Source organism: Nonomuraea aridisoli (genome assembly GCF_003236395.1).
Taxonomy (GTDB): Bacteria; Actinomycetota; Actinomycetes; order Streptosporangiales; family Streptosporangiaceae; genus Nonomuraea; species Nonomuraea aridisoli.
In genome coordinates this window covers 1-17105 of the sequence record NZ_POUD01000048.1, presented here as the reverse complement: position 1 = coordinate 17105, position 17105 = coordinate 1, and the positions used below count along the sequence as shown (strand labels likewise).

General features: G+C 70.3%; 13 protein-coding genes and 1 pseudogene. 5 read left to right on the top strand and 9 right to left on the bottom strand.

Translation table 11 applies throughout. The annotated features are described in order from the left end of the window. Position 1: 1 nt before the first annotated feature. Complete coding sequence (locus tag C1J01_RS14180) at positions 2 to 1126, bottom strand: DegT/DnrJ/EryC1/StrS family aminotransferase (RefSeq protein WP_111179426.1); 1125 nt, start codon at positions 1124 to 1126, stop codon at positions 2 to 4. Between the two features lie 15 nt (positions 1127 to 1141). Continuing rightward, complete coding sequence (locus C1J01_RS14175; RefSeq protein WP_181448744.1) at positions 1142 to 2356, bottom strand: nucleotide disphospho-sugar-binding domain-containing protein; 1215 nt, start codon at positions 2354 to 2356, stop codon at positions 1142 to 1144. 183 nt (positions 2357 to 2539) lie between these two features. Between C1J01_RS14175 and rfbA the strand changes: the two genes are divergently transcribed. Both rfbA and C1J01_RS14165 read left to right on the top strand, forming a co-directional pair. Further along, the gene (gene rfbA / locus C1J01_RS14170; RefSeq protein ID WP_438943117.1) at positions 2540 to 3493 is read left to right on the top strand and encodes a glucose-1-phosphate thymidylyltransferase RfbA; all 954 of its coding nucleotides are present in this window, start codon (positions 2540 to 2542) and stop codon (positions 3491 to 3493) included. Positions 3494 to 3918: 425 nt separating this feature from the next. Further along, positions 3919 to 4698, top strand: a complete 780-nt coding sequence (locus C1J01_RS14165; protein ID WP_111179423.1) for an AfsR/SARP family transcriptional regulator — start codon at positions 3919 to 3921, stop codon at positions 4696 to 4698. A gap of 64 nt (positions 4699 to 4762) precedes the next feature. Here C1J01_RS14165 and C1J01_RS14160 read toward each other — a convergent pair whose 3' ends face one another. Genes C1J01_RS14160 through C1J01_RS14135 form a run of 6 tightly spaced genes read right to left on the bottom strand, consistent with a single transcriptional unit; the run spans position 4763 to position 10181 of the window. Next, positions 4763 to 5548 carry an SDR family NAD(P)-dependent oxidoreductase gene (locus C1J01_RS14160; protein WP_111179422.1) on the bottom strand — a complete coding sequence of 262 codons (786 nt, stop codon included), beginning with the start codon at positions 5546 to 5548 and terminating at the stop codon, positions 4763 to 4765. Between the two features lie 51 nt (positions 5549 to 5599). Beyond that, the gene (locus C1J01_RS14155) at positions 5600 to 6463 is read right to left on the bottom strand and encodes a sugar phosphate isomerase/epimerase family protein (protein ID WP_111179421.1); all 864 of its coding nucleotides are present in this window, start codon (positions 6461 to 6463) and stop codon (positions 5600 to 5602) included. Next, positions 6456 to 7811 (bottom strand): acetyl-CoA carboxylase biotin carboxylase subunit, encoded by a 1356-nt coding sequence (locus tag C1J01_RS14150; RefSeq protein ID WP_111179420.1) that lies wholly within the window; start codon positions 7809 to 7811, stop codon positions 6456 to 6458. The genes C1J01_RS14155 and C1J01_RS14150 overlap by 8 nt, the downstream gene beginning before the upstream one ends. A gap of 2 nt (positions 7812 to 7813) precedes the next feature. After that, a complete protein-coding gene (locus C1J01_RS14145; RefSeq protein WP_220039909.1) occupies positions 7814 to 8272 on the bottom strand; it encodes an acetyl-CoA carboxylase biotin carboxyl carrier protein in 459 nt (152 codons plus the stop codon). Continuing rightward, entirely contained in the window at positions 8269 to 9927 is a 1659-nt protein-coding gene (gene accA, locus C1J01_RS14140; RefSeq protein ID WP_111179419.1) for an acetyl-CoA carboxylase carboxyl transferase subunit alpha, read from the bottom strand. Before accA ends, C1J01_RS14145 begins: the two co-directional genes overlap by 4 nt. After that, positions 9924 to 10181, bottom strand: coding sequence for an acyl carrier protein (locus tag C1J01_RS14135; RefSeq protein WP_111179418.1), 258 nt, complete (start codon positions 10179 to 10181; stop codon positions 9924 to 9926). Before C1J01_RS14135 ends, accA begins: the two co-directional genes overlap by 4 nt. 196 nt (positions 10182 to 10377) lie before the next feature. Here C1J01_RS14135 and C1J01_RS14130 point away from each other — a divergent pair, with 196 nt between their 5' ends. The 3 genes from C1J01_RS14130 to C1J01_RS53465 all read left to right on the top strand — a co-directional run bounded on the left by C1J01_RS14130 (position 10378) and on the right by C1J01_RS53465 (position 16029). Then, on the top strand, positions 10378 to 11616 hold the full coding sequence (locus tag C1J01_RS14130) for an NAD(P)/FAD-dependent oxidoreductase (protein ID WP_111179417.1): 1239 nt from the start codon (positions 10378 to 10380) through the stop codon (positions 11614 to 11616). Between the two features lie 19 nt (positions 11617 to 11635). Beyond that, positions 11636 to 12982 (top strand): cation:proton antiporter, encoded by a 1347-nt coding sequence (locus C1J01_RS14125; protein ID WP_235854435.1) that lies wholly within the window; start codon positions 11636 to 11638, stop codon positions 12980 to 12982. Positions 12983 to 13089: 107 nt separating this feature from the next. Beyond that, the gene (locus tag C1J01_RS53465; RefSeq protein WP_328589632.1) at positions 13090 to 16029 is read left to right on the top strand and encodes a helix-turn-helix transcriptional regulator; all 2940 of its coding nucleotides are present in this window, start codon (positions 13090 to 13092) and stop codon (positions 16027 to 16029) included. Positions 16030 to 16035: 6 nt separating this feature from the next. Here C1J01_RS53465 and C1J01_RS49815 read toward each other — a convergent pair. Continuing rightward, positions 16036 to 17105 (bottom strand): annotated as a pseudogene (locus C1J01_RS49815) (hypothetical protein); the annotation flags it as partial.

Below are 17105 nucleotides of genomic sequence, written 5' to 3'. Positions count from 1 at the left end.
TTCATGACAGCCCCGCGATCACCTCTCGCATGGCGCTGATGGTCTTGTCCTGGAGCGATTCGGGAAGCGAGGGATACATGGGCAGCGAGAAGATCTCGCCGGCCAGTTTCTCCGTGACGGGCAGCGAGCCGCGCTCGTAACCCAGGTGGGCGAAGCCGGACATCGTGTGCACCGGCCAGGGGTAGCTGATGTTCAGAGAGATGTCGTACGCCTTGAGCGCCTCGATGATGTCGTCGCGCCGTGGGTGGCGGACGACGTACACGTAGTAGACGTGCTCGTTTCCCGGCACGGTCGTGGGCAGCATGAGCCCGCCGGGGCCGGTCAGGTCGGCCAGCCCTTCCTCGTAGCGGCGGGCCACGGCTCGCCGACCGGCGAGGTAGCCGGGCAGCCGGTTGAGCTTGCGCCGCAGGATCTCCGCCTGCACCTCGTCGAGCCGGGAGTTGTGGCCGGGGGACCTGACGACGTAGTAGACCTTGTCCATGCCGTAGTAGCGCAGCTGCCGCATGTTGCGGTCGATCTCCTGGTCATCGGTGATCACCGCGCCGCCGTCGCCGTAGGCGCCGAGGACCTTGGTGGGGTAGAAGGAGAAGGCCGCCGCGTCGCCCATGGTGCCGGCCGGCCGGCCGTGGTGGCGGGCGCCGTGCGCCTGGGCGCAGTCCTCGAGGATCTTCAGCCCGTGCTCGCGGGCGAGCCGCTCCAGCGGAGCCATGTCAACGCACTGACCGTAGAGGTGGACCGGCAGCAGCGCCTTGGTTCGCGGTGTGATGGCGGCCTCGACCTGCTCGACGTCCATGAGGAAGTCCTCTTCGCGGACGTCCACGAACACCGGCGTGGCACCGGCGCCGGCGATGGCGACCACCGTGGGAGCGGCGGTGTTCGACACGGTGACGACCTCGTCGCCGGGGCCGATGCCCAGGGCCTCCAGGCCGAGCTTCAGCGCGTTCGTCCCGTTGTCCACCCCGGTGCAGTGGCGCACGCCGTGGTAGGCGGCGAACTCCTGCTCGAAGCCCTCGACGCTCGGCCCGAGTACGAGCCGGCCCGAGGAGAAGACCTGCTCCACGGCGGCGAGCAGGTCCTCCCGCTCCTTCTCGAATTCCGGGAGGTAGTCCCAAACACGAGTGGTCATGTTCCCTCTCCTGCGCTAGTCGCGGTTCCGGCCGGCCAGGTCCTCCAAGCGGCTCACGAGCTCGGCGGGCAGCGGCCTGGCCCGGTTCTCCTCGACGAGCCCGCGGGCGCCGTCCAGGAACGAAGGGGTTTCCAGGACCTTCCGCACCGCGTCGCGAAGCTGCTCAGGAGCATCGTGGTGGACGTCCACCTGCACGCCGGCGCCGGCGGCGACGATCCGCTCGGCGTTGTGGAAGGGCGGGTCGCCCATGGCGGACGGCGGGCTGATGATCTGCGGGATCCCACTGGTCAGGGCGGTGCCCACGGTGCCGGTGCCGCCATGGTGGATGATCAGGTCGCAGCTCGGGAGGAACAGCTCCAGGGGCACGTTCTCCGCGACGCGCACGTCGGGGCCGACCTCGCCGACCAGGTGCGTCCCGCCCTGCGGCACCGCGGCCACGATCTCCACATCGAGCTCTGCCAGCACGTCGATGAACATGCGCACCGGTGACAGGTTGCCCATCATCCACAGGTAGGAGCTGCCGACCGTCAGGGCGATCCTCGGTTTGCCGGAGCGGCGGAACATCCACTCCTGCACCTGCCCGCTGCCGTTGAACGGCACGTACCTCATGGGCAGGTACGTGCGCGTGGCCGGCAGGTCGAACTGCAGGGATGGCGGGCAGGGGTCGATGGTGAGCAGGCCGTCGGGCCGGACCTCGTCCAGCCCGTGCTTGCTGTAGAGCGGCCGCAGGCTCTCGGTCTCCATGTCACGCCACCCAGGGATGCCGACCTCGAAGTCCGGCCCGGAGAACTGGTGACGAACACTGGGGATGCCGAGGACCTCGGCGGCCAGATGAGCCCCGTAACACTGCCACTCGAACACGATGAGGTCGGGTTTCCAGTGGCGGCCGAACTCGATCAGGTCGTCGGCCATCCGGCCGGCGGCATCGGCGAACAGAGACAACGCCGCCCGGATGTGGAAGGCGTTCTCCGCCGGGCTCGGTCTGGTCGCGCCCGTCCCCGGACGGGGGCCGGCCGTCTGCGACGCCTGTGCCTGGCGGCGTAGGGTCGCGTCGATCTGGGTGTCGGAGCCGACGACGACGGAGGTCAGGCCGGCGGCCTGGACGAACGGCGTCAAACGGGGTTGATGGGCCACCCGCACCTCGTGGCCTGCCGCCCGCAGCGCCCAGGCCAGGGGCACCAGGGGGAAGAAATGAGACGGCTGCAGAACAGCGCTCAATAGCACGCGCATGGCTTCCTCACAATTCGCTCGCGACCTGAATTCCGCGCCTATCGCGGCGTCAACCGGATGGGCGTATTTTTCCGAGTCGACCCGCACCCACGCTCCGGGAGCCGCCTCGAAGTCCGCTCGAAGCGCGGTGAAGCACATGTTGGCAGGGTAGAGGCGTCAATAAGTGAACATGTACAGTGCACGATGTGGTACGGAGAATTGCGTCATTCGCTCAACGACCTGCCGCGGAGGGTTCCAATGCGAGGGATAATTCTTGCCGGTGGCACCGGATCTCGCCTTTGGCCGATAACGCGGGCGACTTCGAAGCAGCTTATGCCGGTTTTCGACAAGCCCATGATCTACTATCCGCTGTCCACGCTGATGATGGCGGGGATCAAGGAAATTCTCGTCATCACGACGGCCGACGATCAGGGCCAGTTCCGGCGGCTGCTCGGTGACGGCTCACACCTGGGGATCAGTCTGAGCTACGCCGTGCAGGACCATCCCGCCGGCATCGCACAGGCGTTCCTCATCGGCGCCGAGTTCGTCGGCGACGAGCCGGTCGCCTTGATCCTCGGAGACAACATCTTTTTCGGGGCGGGGCTCGGCCAGCAGTTGCGCCGGCACACCTCGGAGGAGGGTGCGACGGTCTTCGCCTATCCTGTCGCCGATCCGGAGAGGTACGCGGTCGTGGAGTTCGACCTCGACCACCGCGTGTTGTCCCTCGAGGAGAAGCCGGAGAAGCCGAAGTCCCGCTACGCCGTGCCCGGCCTCTACTTCTACAACTCCCAGGTGGTTGAGCTGGCCCGCGGCCTGGCACCCAGCGAACGCGGCGAACTGGAGATCACCGATCTGAACGCCGCGTACCTGCGAGCCGGCTTGCTGAAGGTGACCACGCTGGGCCGCGGCGTGGCCTGGCTGGACACCGGGACGTTCTCCTCGCTGGTGCAGGCCGCGGAGTTCGTCCGGGTCATCGAGGAGCGCCAGGGCATGAAGATCGGTTGCGTGGAGGAGATCGCCTGGAGGCAGGGCTTCATCACCAGCCGGCAGCTCCAGGAACTGGCCGACCCCCTGCTCAAGAGCGGCTACGGCAGATATCTGCTGGGCCTGCTGGACGCTGAGGTCGCGGCCGGGATGTTGCCCGTCCTTGTCGAATGATCAGAGGCTTATCTGCACAAATGTCCGTCATCTGAAGTTAGGCGATATTTCCTGACATATATGGCAAGCCGATATTGATGAGCAATGTCGGCTGGGGTATCGTCTGGGTGGTTCCCTTCCAACGGTCGTTTAATTACCAGTGGGAAGGATCGGCCGCGAGCCCGCCCGTTCCGGCGGGGTCATCGCCCGGGTGTGCTGGTCAGGCGCTCAGGCCGGGTGATCACCGTCTCGGCGTGCGGGCCGTGCCGTGCCTTCCCGCCGGCCGAGGCGTCGGCCCCAGGGGCGTCCGGTAGGACGGGGGCGAGCGCGGCTGCGGCATTCGGGATGGAGGTGCAATTCGTTCGGCTGAAACACGCACACCCTTTGGTGCCGGCAGGCTTCAGCATCATCGGAACTGGCTCTAATCGATTCCCGGAGCGGGGGGCATGAGAATCAAGATTCTTGGACCACTCGAGGTAATTGGCGAGAAAAACAGTTACACGCCCAGCGGCACGAAGATGCGTCAAGTCCTGGCCCTGCTGATCAGCAATGCCAACACCGTGGCGAGTACCGAATCCATCGCCGAGGAACTGTGGGGAGAAAATCCGCCGCGGAGTGTCAACACAACGCTGCAGACCTACATTTACAAGCTCAGAAAGGATCTGAACAGGGAGTTTCCCGAGGAATCTCTCGGGGATCGCCTGGTCACCAGGGTCCCTGGATACAGGTTCGACGTCCCGCAGGACTGCGTCGACGCCAACACGTTCGAGCGCCTGGCGCGGCAAGGGCGCACTCTGCTCAACGAGAGCCGCGTCGAGGAAGCCCTGGAGAAGCTGCACGCCGCCACGGAGCTCTGGTCGGGCGCCGTGCTGGAGAACGTCCAGAGCTTGCGACGGTTGAAGAGCCACGCGCTCAGGCTGGAGGAGCTCAGGATAGAGGTGCTCCAGATGCAGATCGTCGCCAAGATCAGAGCGGGTCGCTGCCACGAACTGATTCCCGAGCTGCGCGCCCTGTCCGAAACGCATCCACTCAACGAGTGGTTCCACGGTCAGCTCATGTTCGCGCTGGCCAGGTCGGGACGGAGAGGTGAAGCGCTGGACGTCTATCAGCGCCTGTGGAGGACACTTGACGACGAGCTCGGATTGGAGCCGTCGATCGCGATGAAGCGCTTCCAGGTAGAGATCCTCAGTAACGACGAAGGTCTGCACCCTTTCGTGGGTCTGTGAGACGCGAAAGGTGGTCCTGCTCTCCCCATCCTCTCGGTCGTACGGGGAGAGCAGGACGGGCGGGCTAGGCGCCGGTCATGTTGAAGCCGCCATCGGCGGTGAGGAAGGCACCCGTGATGTGGCCGGCGTCGGCGCTCGCGAGGAAGAGCGCGGCCGGGGCCAGCTCTGCCGGCCCGGGGATGTGGCCTAGGGGAGTGACCTGACGCAACCTGTCGCCGTGCCCGTTCCGCCAGTCCTCGCGCCTCAGCGTGGATTCGGTCTCGATGAAACCGGGGGCGAAGGTGTTGACCCGGACCCGGGGCGCGAAGGCGTGGGCATAGGACTTGGTCACCCCGATCACCCCGTACTTCGCGGCGGCGTACTGCGGTACGCGCGCGCTCCCGCGGACCACCACGGTCGAGCCGATGTTCACGATCGCGCCGCCGCCCTGTTGTTCCAGCATGCGGGCGCCGAATTCGTGCGTGGCCAGCAGGGTGCCCTTGACGTCGACCGCCAGGACGTAGTCGACGGACTCCTCAGTCAGCTCACGCCAGGAGTTCTGCTCGCGGGCCGCCTCGCCGGCGTTGTTCACGAGCACGTCAAGACGGCCGAAACGGTCCCAGACCTCCTCCGCCATCCGCCTGATCTGCGCGCCCTCGGAGACGTCCGCGCGTACCAGGTGCGCCGTCCGCCCGAGGTCCTTGACGCGGCGCGCGGTCTCTTCCGCGCCCGCTTGTGAGGAGCGGTAGTGGACGATGACGTCCGCTCCCTCCTCGGCCGCACGTACGGCGATGGCGGCGCCGAAATCCGTGCCCGCCCCTGTGACGAGCACGATCTTCCCGGTGAAACGCTGGGGAATGGATGGGGTCATGTCTCCTCCAGAGAAGGGGGATCGTCGGTCGGCGGCGTGAGACGAGTCGCCTCACCAGCAGTTGTAGGCGGACATCTGCGCGGCCTCCCGCAGGAACCTGAACGAGCGCTTGGCCACATCAGGCGCCGCGTGCCCGTGCCGCGGCAGGTCGACGGCCACGTGCCGCTCGTAGCCCACCTCGGTGAGCGCACCCAGTGCCGCGGGGAAGTCGATGTCCCCGTGGCCGAACTCCAGGTGCTCATGTACACCCCGAAGGGTGTCGTCGACCTGGACGTGCACCAGCCGGTGCGCCGTCCGGCGTACGCACTCGGGTACGGGACCCGATTCCAGGCACCGGCAGTGGCCGAGGTCCAGTGTCAGGCCGAGGATCTCCGGGTCTCCCATGCGCCGGCTGAGCTCGTCGAACTCGTCCAGGGTGTCGATGTACATGCCGGGTACCGGTTCGAAACCGAGGATCACGTCGCGCCGGGCGGCCTCCTCGGCGACGGCGGCCACGCCTGCGACGAGCTGCTCCCAGACCAGCTCGTCCGGCATGGCGGGCGACGCGGGGCCGCTGGAGAAGGAGAGCACCTCGGCACCGAGGTCGGCGGCGACGCGCACGGCACGGCGCAGCAGGTCCACCCGGCGCTCCGAGCCGATGGCCGAGGCCAGCCCGGGGAAGTGGGGGCGTCGCGGGTCGAGCAGGTAACGCCCGCCGGCCTCGACCGTCACCTCCAGGCCCAGCCTGTCCAGGCTCTTGCTGAGCTGGAACAGCCTGCTCTGCAAGTCGTCGGCGTACGGATCGAGGTGGCGGCGGTCCAGCGTCAGGTTGACGGCCCGGTAGCCCAGATCGGCCAGCACCGCCAGCGCGTCCTCCACGGTGTGCTCACCGAAGCCGCTGCTGCCGTAACCGAAGACGAATCGGGGGTCACTCATGTCTCTCCATCTCCTCGACCAGGGACGTCGTGTGGGTCGCTGCCCTGAACGCCGGATCGTCCATCAAGCGCGTCAGGAACCCGGCGGTCGTCGTGACGCGAGGCCCGCTCGTGCGCAGCTCACCGAGCGCCCGTTTCATGCGGGCGAGCGCCTGCTCCCGGTCGGGACCCCAGACGATCAGCTTGGCCACGAGCGGGTCGTAGGCGGCGGGAATCCGGTAGCCCGGGTAGGCGTGGGTGTCGACGCGGACGAAAGGACCGCCCGGCGCCGTGAACTCCTCCAGCACCCCCGGCGCGGGAACGAAGCCGCGTGCCGGATCCTCCGCGTTGATCCGGGTCTCGATGGCACAGCCGCGGGGTGCGACGTCCTCCTGCTTCATGCTGAGCGGCAGGCCCCAGGCGATCCTGAGCTGCTCCTGGACCAGGTCCACGCCGGTGACCATCTCGGTGACCGGGTGCTCCACCTGGATGCGGCTGTTGACCTCCATGAAGTAGAACCGGCCGTCGTCCGGATCGACGAGGAACTCGAACGTCCCCGCGCCCACGTATCCCGCCGCCCGCGCGCCGCGTACGGCGCACGCGCTCATCTCCGCCACGACATCGTCCGGAAGACCGGGCGCCGGGCTCTCCTCGACCAGTTTCTGGTGGCGGCGCTGCACCGAGCAGTCACGCAGGCCGAGTTGCACGATGTTGCCGTGGCGGTCGGCCACGATCTGCACCTCCACATGGCGGGCGCGGTGCAGGTAACGCTCGGCGTACAGGCGGGGGTCGCCGAACAGGGCTTGCCCTGTGGCCCTCGTCGTGCTGAACGCCTGCGCGAGATCACGCTCTTCGCGGACCACCCGCATGCCGCGGCCGCCACCGCCCGCGGCGGCTTTCAGAATCAGCGGGAACCCGATCTCGGCGGCGAGCCGGGCGGCCTCCTTCGCGTCGCGCACCGGCTCGAGGGTGCCCGGCAGCAGCGGCAGGCCCGTCGCGGCCATCAGCCGCCTGGCGGAGACCTTGTCGCCCAGACACTCCATCACGTGGGGCGGCGGACCGACGAAGACGATGCCGTTGTCCTGGCAGACCTGGGCCAGATCCGGATCCTCGGACAGGAAGCCGTAGCCGGGATGGAGCGCGTCCGCCCCGGTACGAAGAGCGGCCTCGATGATGGCCGGCATGTAGAGGTAACTCCGCCTGGCCGGCCCGGGGCCGATGCGCACCGCCTCGTCGGCCAGCCGGACGACGGCCGAATCGCGGTCCTCGTCCGAATAGACGGCCACGACGGCGGCGCCCAGCTCGCGGCAGGCGCGCGCGACGCGTACCGCGATCTCGCCACGGTTGGCGATCAGCACCTTGGTGAACACGGCTAGTCCATCACTTCCAGGCTCATCAGCCCCTCGGCGTACTCCACCTGCTCGCCGTCGCCTTTCAGCACGGCGAGCACCCGGCCGTGCTGCTCGGCCCGGACCGGGATCATCATCTTCATCGCCTCGACGATGCCGACCTGCTGGCCGGGCTCGACCAGGGAGCCCTCTGTGACGAAGGGGGGGTTGCCGGGCTCGGGGGCGTGGTAGAAGACACCGACGGTGGGGGAGCGGACGAGAGCCGGTCCGATAGGCGTCTCAGCCGCGTCCGGCTCCGGCCTCGGAGCATCCTGCGGACGTTCGGTACCGGCCGCCGGTGGATCCCAGCGCAGCTCGATGACCACCTCCCCGGCCTCCAGGCGCAGCAGGCTCGGCGGCCTGGCCACCTGGGACAGCAGGAGCGCGGCGCTGTCCCGTACCGACTCCAGGGTGCTCTCGTGCGGTCGGTCGTTTCCGCTCACGGCACGAGCACCTCCCTTCCGGCGCCGAAGGAGCGGTAGCGTTCGTGCCTTCTGCTCACCAGGTCGGACTCGGCCAGCGTCTGCAACTCCCGCAGGGCGGGCGTCACGACCGCGCGCAGCCGTTCCGCGGCCTGCACGTGATCGGCGCCGGCGCCGCCCGCGGGCTCCCTGATCACTCCGTCGACGACGCCGAGTTCGAGCAGGGAACGCGGCTCCAGCCGGAGCGAGGCCGCCGCGGCGGGCGCGGCGGCCGGGTCGTTCCACAGGATCGCCGCGCAGCCCTCCGGTGAGATGACGGAGTAGACGGCGTTCTCCAGGATGAACACCCGATCGGCCAGAGCGAGCGCGAGGGCGCCTCCGCTGCCGCCCTCCCCGGTGATGACGCACACCACCGGCACGGACAGCCCGGCGAGCAGCCGCAGGTTCTCCGCGATGGCCCCGGCCTGCCCGTTCTCCTCGGCGCTGCTGCCGGGATAGGCTCCCGGCGTGTCGACCAGGGTCAGCACCGGCAGGCCCAGGCGGTCGGCGAGGCGGAGCAGCCGTGCCGCCTTGCGGTAGCCGGCCGGGCTCGGCATGCCGTAGTTCCGCTTGGCCAGCTCGGTGGCATCGTGCCCCTTCTGCTGGCCGATGACCATCAGCGGGAGGCCCTCCAGCCTTCCCAGGCCGCCCACCACGGCCGGGCAGTCTGCCGTCATGCGGTCGCCGTGCAACTCGTCGAAGTCGTCCAGGGCGAGACGGAGGTAGTCGAGCGTGTTGGGGCGCTGGATGTCCCTGGCGCGCCGTACGACCTCCCAGCTGTCGCCGGCAGGGAGCAGCCGCGGTTCTTCCACGAGGACGTCACGCACTCGCGCCGGCGGCAGCGACGGAACCGCGGGCTCCCTGGTGCCGGCGGACAGGACCCGCGCGAGCGTGGGCCGCAGCTCCGAACGCCGCCTGATCATGTCGATCATCCCGCGCTCGAGGAGGAACTCGGCGGTCTGGAACTCCGCCGGCAACCTTTCGCGGATGGTCTGCTCGACCACCCGCCGACCGGCGAACCCCAGCCTCGCCGCCGGCTCGCAAACGATGACGTCGGCCAGGGTAGCGAACGAGGCCGCCACCCCGCCGTACGTGGGATCGGTGATGAGCGAGACGGTCAGCAGCCCGGCCTGCTGCACCTGGCCGATGGCCTGGCTGGTCTTCGCCATCTGCATGAGCGAGATCGGGCCCTCCTGCATGCGGGCCCCGCCGGACGCCGTCACGATCAGCAGGGGCAGGTGCTCGCGCAGCGCCTTCTCGGCGATCCTGGTGATCATCTCGCCGACGCCGGCGCCCAGGCTGCCGCCGAGGAAGCGGAAGTCCATGACGGCGACCGCCAGTGGTAGCCCCTCCAGCCTCCCGACCGCACAGACCACCGCCTCGTCCAGTCCGGTGTGTTCGCGCGCCCTGGCCAGCCGTTCCGGATACGGCACGCTGTCGGCGAACCCCAGTGGGTCCTCCGCCACGACGGCCGCGGGCAGCAGCTCAGCACTGTCCTCGTCGAGGAGCTGGATCAGGCGCTCCGTCGCCGTCAGCGGGAAATGGTGCCCGCATTCGGGACACACGCCGAGGTTCCGGTCGATCTTCCGGCCGTACACCAGGTGGCGGCAGCCGGGGCACATGCGCCAGTCGCTCATCGGCTGCCCGCCAGACACGAGGTGACCAGCTCGATGAGTTCCCGCGGGGTCCTGGCGGCCAGGAACGTGTCGTCGGCCAGTGTGATCCCGTACTCCCGCTCGATCCGCGCCGCCGTCTCCAGCAGCGCGAGCGAGTCATAACCCAGCGCCGAGAACTCGATCTCGCCGATCTCCTCGCGGCCGATGATCTCCGCGCTCTCGCCGGCCGCCTCGCGGAGGATCCTCACGAGGTCGTCCTGGGTGAACGTGGTCATGTTCTTCTCCTTGTCGTCAGCTGCCGCGGACCTCCGCTGCTCAACGCGAGGCGTGCTGTCCAAGGAATGTTTGGCGGATCACCTCGACCTCTGCTCGAAGCCTGCTCGATGGGGCGGGGCACGAGCGTGCTTCGAGCGACCGTCCAGCGGCACGGCGGAGGATCACGCCAGCCCCACTCGCAGACAAGGAGAAGCCATGGAGCAGACACCCGACAGGACCGTGGACGTCGTGGTGATCGGAGCCGGTCCGGCGGGTTCGTCGACGGCCGCGCTGCTCGCCGAGGCCGGCTATCAGGTCTTGGTGATCGAGCGGGAGAAGTTCCCGCGTTACCACATCGGGGAGTCACTGATCCCCGGCTGCCTGCCCGTCGTCAAGGACCTCGGCCTGACCGACCGGCTGGAGGCGATGGCGTTCACCAAGAAGTACGGCGGCACCCTCCTCTGGGGCAAGGACGAGGGGACGTGGGAGTTCAGGTTCGCGGACGGGACCGTCTACGAGTACTCGTACCAGGTGCGTCGTGCCGACTTCGACTCCCTGCTGGCCACCCGCGCCCGCGAGCTCGGAGCCCAGGTCGTCGAAGAGGCCACGGTCAAGCAGGTCGAGTTCGAGGGTGATCGGGCCACCGGGGTGGCTTTCACCCGCAAGGGCAAGGACGAAGTGGAGCGTGTCAAGGCATCCATCGTCGTGGACGCCTCCGGGCAGGGCCGGGTGCTGGCCCGCCAGCTCGGGCTCGTGGAGTGGCACGAGGACCTGCGCAACGTTGCCGTCTGGAGCTACTTCCAGGGGCACACCTTGCTGGAGGGCAACAAGGCCGGCGACATCCTCATTGAGCATCGGCCCGACGGCTGGTTCTGGTTCATCCCGCTCAGCGACGGCACGGTCAGCGTCGGGTACGTGACCCGCACCAGCGACCTGAAGGAGTCCGGCCTCACACCGGAGCAGCTCTTCGCCCGGGAACGTGAGGCGTCCGTCGAGATCCGCAAGCTCATGGCGAGCGCGGAAGAGGTGAGCGCGTACCGGACCATCCGCGACTGGTCCTACACCTGCACCGACTTCCACGGCCCCGGATGGGTGCTGGTGGGCGACGCCGCCGCGTTCATCGATCCGCTGTTCTCCACCGGGGTCACGCTGGCCATGCGCGGTGCGCGGTCGGTGTCGAAGGCCGTGGAGGAGGCATTGCGGCGCCCGGAGTCGGAAGCGAAGGTGCTCGACATCTACGAGGCCCGCTACCGGGAGTTCCTCTCGTCGATCCTGGCCTTCGTGCGCTTCTTCTACGACAAGAACAAGCACAAGGAGGAGTACTGGGCGGAGGCGCAGGAGCTCATCGACCCCAACCAGGTCCAGGCCCCGCATGAGGACTTCTCCACCCTGCTCTCCGGCCTGGCGGACCTCATCACGGCCGACTTCAGCCTGGACATCTCCTTCGACGACTGACCGAACGGGGGGTGCAGCCGTGCCATCTGTCCAGCCCGTGCCGCCGATCGCCGCAGACGTCCTGCTGGTCTTGCTGCTTCAGCTCGGATTGCTGCTTCTGCTCGCTCTCGTGCTCGGGAGACTGGCCACCCGGTTCGGCATGCCCGCGCTCGTCGGAGAACTGGGCGCGGGCGTGCTTCTCGGCCCGTCCGTTCTCGACCATCTCGCGCCCGGCCTCGCGGCATGGCTTCTGCCGAAGGAGACGGCGCAGTTCCATCTGCTGGACGCCGTGGGGCAGTTCGCCGTCCTGCTGATGGTCGGGATCACCGGGATGAGCATGGATCTGTCCCTGGTCAGGAGGAGGGTGGCCACCGCGGCCAAGGTCAGTGTGGCGGGGCTCGTCGTGCCACTTCTGCTGGGCGTCGCGGCAGGGCTCGCCTTGCCCGCCACCCTCATCGGGCCCGGCGCCGACCGGACCGTGTTCGCCCTGTTCCTCGGGGCGGCCATGTGCGTCAGCGCCATCCCGGTGATCGCCAAGACGCTGATGGACATGAACCTGCTGCACCGCGAGGTAGGTCAGCTGACGCTCGCGGCGGGCATGGTCGACGACGTGTTCGGCTGGCTCCTGTTGTCCGTCGTGTCCGCGATGGCGACCACCGGCCTGCGGGCGGGCGACGTCGCCCGTTCCCTGCTCCTGCTGGTGGTCTTCCTCGTGCTGGCCGCCGTGGTCGGCCGGAGGGTCGTCGCGGCCGTGATCAGAGTCGCTTCGAGGTCCCCCTCCCAAGGGACGCTCGTGGCGGCCGTGGTGGTCCTCCTGCTCGCCTTGGCCGCGACGACCCACGCCATGGGCCTGGAGGCGGTCTTCGGGGCCTTCGTCTGCGGCATCCTCATCGGTTCCACGCCGAGCTTCGACCCGGCACGACTGGCTCCCGTACGCACCTTCGTCCTCGCCGTGCTGGCCCCCGTCTTCTTCGCCACCGCGGGCCTGCGGATGGACCTGACCGCGCTGAGGGATCCCTCGGTCCTGCTGCTGGCGATCGGGGTCCTGCTCATCGCGATCCTCGGCAAGTTCGCCGGAGCCTACATCGGCGCGTTGGCCAGCCGCATGTCGCACTGGGAGGCCTTGGCACTGGGCGCCGGCATGAACGCCAGGGGCGTCATCGAGGTGATCGTGGCGATGGTGGGGCTGCGGCTCGGTGTGCTGAACACCGTGACCTACACCGTCATCATCCTGGTCGCCATCGTGACGTCGCTGATGGCGCCGCCGGTTCTCAAGCTGGCCATGGCCCGGGTGCCGGAACGGCCCGGTGAGCGGGCACGGGCCAGGAGAGTGGCCGTGGAGGCGCCCGGCGCGGCGGGCACCTCCACGGTTCACGCCGACGACTGACCGGATCTTGCGGCCATGCGATGCCGCGTAACGCAGGAGATCACGGGTGGTTAGAGCGCGTTCGTGTCGGTATGGGATGGCATGCTGGACGGGTGACGATCCATGCCGTGAGTCCCCTGTTCGTCGGCCGTGCCCGCGAGCTGGCCGCCCTCGGTGACGCCCTCGGCCGGGCCCGTGCCGGAGCGTCGTCCACCGTGCTCGTCGGCGGCGAGGCGGGTGTCGGGAAGACGCGGCTGATCAAGGAGTTCACCGACCGGGCCGGTGACGCGCTCGTCCTGGTCGGCGGCTGTCTGGAGCTGGGCACCGAGGGCCTGCCGTTCGCGCCGTTCACGGCCGTGCTGCGCGGGCTCGTGCGCGAGCTGGGCCACGACGGCGTCGCGGCGCTCGTGCCGGGCGGCGACGCGCGGGCGCTGGGGCGGCTGCTGCCGGAGTTCGGGGAGCCGGGGCGTGACGGGGCCGACGCGCGGGCCCGGCTGTTCGAGCAGGTGCTCGGGCTGCTGGAGCGGCTGGCCGACGAACGTCCCGTGGTGCTCGTGGTGGAGGATGCCCACTGGGCCGACCGGTCCACCCGCGACCTGCTGTCGTTCCTCGTCCGCTACCAGCCCACGGCGGCGCGGCTGCTGGTCGTGGTGACGTACCGTACCGACGAGCTGCACCGCAGCCACCCGCTGCGGCCGCTGGTCGCGGAGCTGAGCCGGGTCGAGTGGGTGAGCAGGCTCGCCCTGCCCAGGCTCACCCGCGAGGAGGCGGACGCCCTGGCCGCCGGCATCCTGCGGCACGAGCCGGCCCGCGCCGACATGGACCTGATCTACATGCGCAGCGAGGGCAACCCGCTGTTCGTCGAGGCGCTGGTCAACGAGGCCGACGGCGCCGAGGCGCTGCCCGAGTCGCTGCGCGACCTGCTGCTCGCCAGCGTCGAGCGGCTGCCCGGCGAGACGCAGGAGCTGCTGCGGGTGGCCAGCGCCGGCGGCCAGCGCATCGAGCACGCCCTGCTCAGCGCCGTCGCCGGGCTCGACGAGGGCGCGCTGACCCACGCGCTGCGGCCCGCCGTGGCCGGTAACGTGCTGGTCGTCGACGGCGAGGGCTACTCCTTCCGCCACGCGCTCATCCGCGAGGCGCTCCACGACGACCTGCTGCCCGGCGAGCACACCCGCCTGCACACCCGCTACGCCGAGGCGCTGGAACGCGACCTGTCGATCCTGCCCGCCCCGCGCGGCGCCGTCGAGCTGGCCCACCACTGGCACAGCGCCCACGACTCCACCTGGGCGCTGGTCAGCGCCTGGCGGGCGGCCGCCGTCGCGCGCAAGTCCACCGCCTACGACGAGCAGCTCAGGATGTTGTCCAGGGTGCTGGAGCTGTGGGACCGCGTGCCGGACGCCGCCGAGCGCATCGACGCAGGCCGGATCGACGTGCTCCGGCAGACGGCCAAGGTCGCCCACCTCGCCGGCGAGTACGAGCGCAGCGTCGCCCTGGCCGGCGCCGCCCTGGACGAGATCGACGCCGACACCGACCCGGTCAGGGCGGCGCAGGTGCTGCGCATGCGGGGCATGGCCCGCTACGACCTCGGCCGGCCCGGCTTCCTCGACGACCTGCGCAGGGCCGCCGCGCTCGTCCCCGCGGACCAGCCCAGGCTGCGCGGCCAGGTGCTGGAGAGCCTGTCGCGCATGCTCCACCGGCCGGAGGACCTGCCGGAGAAGATCGCCACGGCCCGGCTCGCCATGGAGATCGCCCACGAGGTAGGCGACGCCAACGTCGAGGCCCACGCCCTGATCAACATGGCCTGTTCCCCCACGCGCTACGGCGGGATGGAGGATCTGCGGGCGTACGCCGAGGCGCGCCGCATCGCCGCGCCCGTGGAGGCGTACGGCGCTCTGATGCGCTGCGCGATCTCCGAGTCGGACGCGCTCGAAGGCGCCGGCCGGCACGAGCGGGCCGCGCAGGTGGCGCGCGAGGGCGTCGAGGAGGCCGCCCGCTACGGGCTGGCCCGCACGTCCGGCACGTTCCTGTCGATCAACCTGGCCGAGCCGCTGGTGTCGCTCGGGCGCTGGGACGAGGCGCTGCGGGTGATCGAGCAGGCGATCTCCCTCGCGCCGCCCGCGCCCTACCGGGCGAGCCTGCAGGGCTTCGCCTTCGACATCGCGCTGGCGCGGGGGCAGTACGACCGGGCGGAGGAGCTGCTCGCGTCGTCGCGCAGCGTGTTGTCCCGCGGCGCGCACCGGGACCAGGCCGTGTTGCCGCATCTGTGCAGGAGTGTCCGGCTGCTGAAGGCGCGCGGCCGGTCGGCCGAGGCGGTGGAGGCGGCGGGGCGGATCCTCGACGAGCACGACGTGACCGCCAACTCCCGTTACGGCTGGCCGGTGCTGGTCGCGTGCGCCGAGCTGGTCTGGGACGCCCTTCCGTACGCGCAGGCCCTGGAAGCCGTGCTCGGCGGGCGGGAGGCGCCCGCCTCGGTGGCCGTGGCCCTGCTGCGGCGGGCGCGGGCGCTGGCGCCGGTGACGGACGTGGACGGCGATCTGCAGCAGGCGCATCGGCTCACGTTCACCGCGCTGGCCGGTCCTGACGCGCCCGAGGAGGCCGCCGCCGATCCGGCCGCCTGGCAGGTCAAGGCGTGGGACCTCGCCGCCGGGGCGTGGGCGGCGCTGCGGCAGCCGTACGCGGAGGCGCAGTGCCAGGCAGGCGCGGCGCAGGCGGCCCTCGCGGCCGGCGACCGGCAGGAGGCGGCGGCGCGGCTGGCGCGGTCCCGCGACCTCGCCGGCGAGCTGGGCGCGACGCCGCTGCTGGAACGGCTCGACGTGTTCGCGCGGCGGGCCAGGATCGGCGGCTCCGACGAGCCGGCCGACGGCCAGCCGCTCGGGCTGACGGCCCGTGAGCTGGAGGTGCTCCGCGAGGTGGCGGCCGGGCGCAGCAACCGCGAGATCGCCGGACGGCTGTTCATCTCGGCCAAGACGGTGAGCGTGCACGTCTCCAACATCCTCGCCAAGCTGGGCGTCGCCACCCGGGGCGAGGCCGCCGCCACCGCCCACCGCCTGCGCCTCTTCGACGCCTGACCGGGCTCAGCCGGTCAGCTGGGCCTCCAGGCGGTAGCCGTCGACCGTGACGTAGACCTGGTCGCCGGGGCGGGCGTTGAGGCGCATGAGCACCGGCTGCAGCGAGTCGAAGACCGGCTGCTGGCCCTGCCAGACCAGGACGATCGCGTTGTCGCCCGGGCCCGTCACCGACAGCAGGGTGCCGGGCCGCATGCCGAGCTGCGCGGCGTACCCCTCGGGGACCGGCACCGGGCCGCCCCGCAGGTGCTCGGGGGTGACCTCGATGCGCTGCCAGCGGCGCGGGTCGGACGACGGGCTCGGCAGCGGCGGGGGAGGCGTGGACGGCGTGCCCGCCACGTGCAGCATCGGCGAACGCCCGCCCGACAGCGCTGACAGCGTGGCCAGCGCGGCCGACGGGTCGATCGCCCCGGCCGGGGCCGGCGGGATCGGCTGGCCGCCGCGGTGGTGGTGGCCGTTGGCCCCCGGCGTACGGCGGGGCAGCGGCTGGGCCGGTGACGACTGCGCGGCCGAACGCTCGGGCGCGGCCTCCGGCGGCAGGGCGTCGAGCCACGCCTTGGCCGAGTGGGCGCGGATGCCCAGCTCCGCCATGAGCTCCACCATGTCGGCGTCGGGTGGGGCCGAGGCCAGCAGCTGGCGGGTGCGGGCCTGCAGGCCGTGGATGTCGCCCACGACGAGCCAGCCGTCCTGCAGCCTGCGGTCGGGCATGAGCGTCACCAGCACGCGCCACAGCGGGGTGCGCAGCGAGGGCACCATCACCGGGTGGGCCGGGTCGGCGCCGATGAGCTGCTCCTCGGTGGCGGCCGCGCCGAGCCACTCCGTCAGCCGGAACATGTGGCCCGTGACCGGGGCCGACTCCGACGAGCGCAGCCAGTGCAGGACGCGTTCCTCGGCGGTGCGCTGGGCCTGGGAGAGCGCGTCCCGCTCGACCAGCATCTTGTGGGCGAGCGTACGGAGGCTGATCGGGTCTTCGGCGAACAGCCGGTGCACGGCCACGGCCAGCTCCAGCTTGTCCAGGGTGCGGAACAGGCCGTCGACGACCCGGACCATCGCGTGGTCGGGGTCGGAGGGGACGGGGC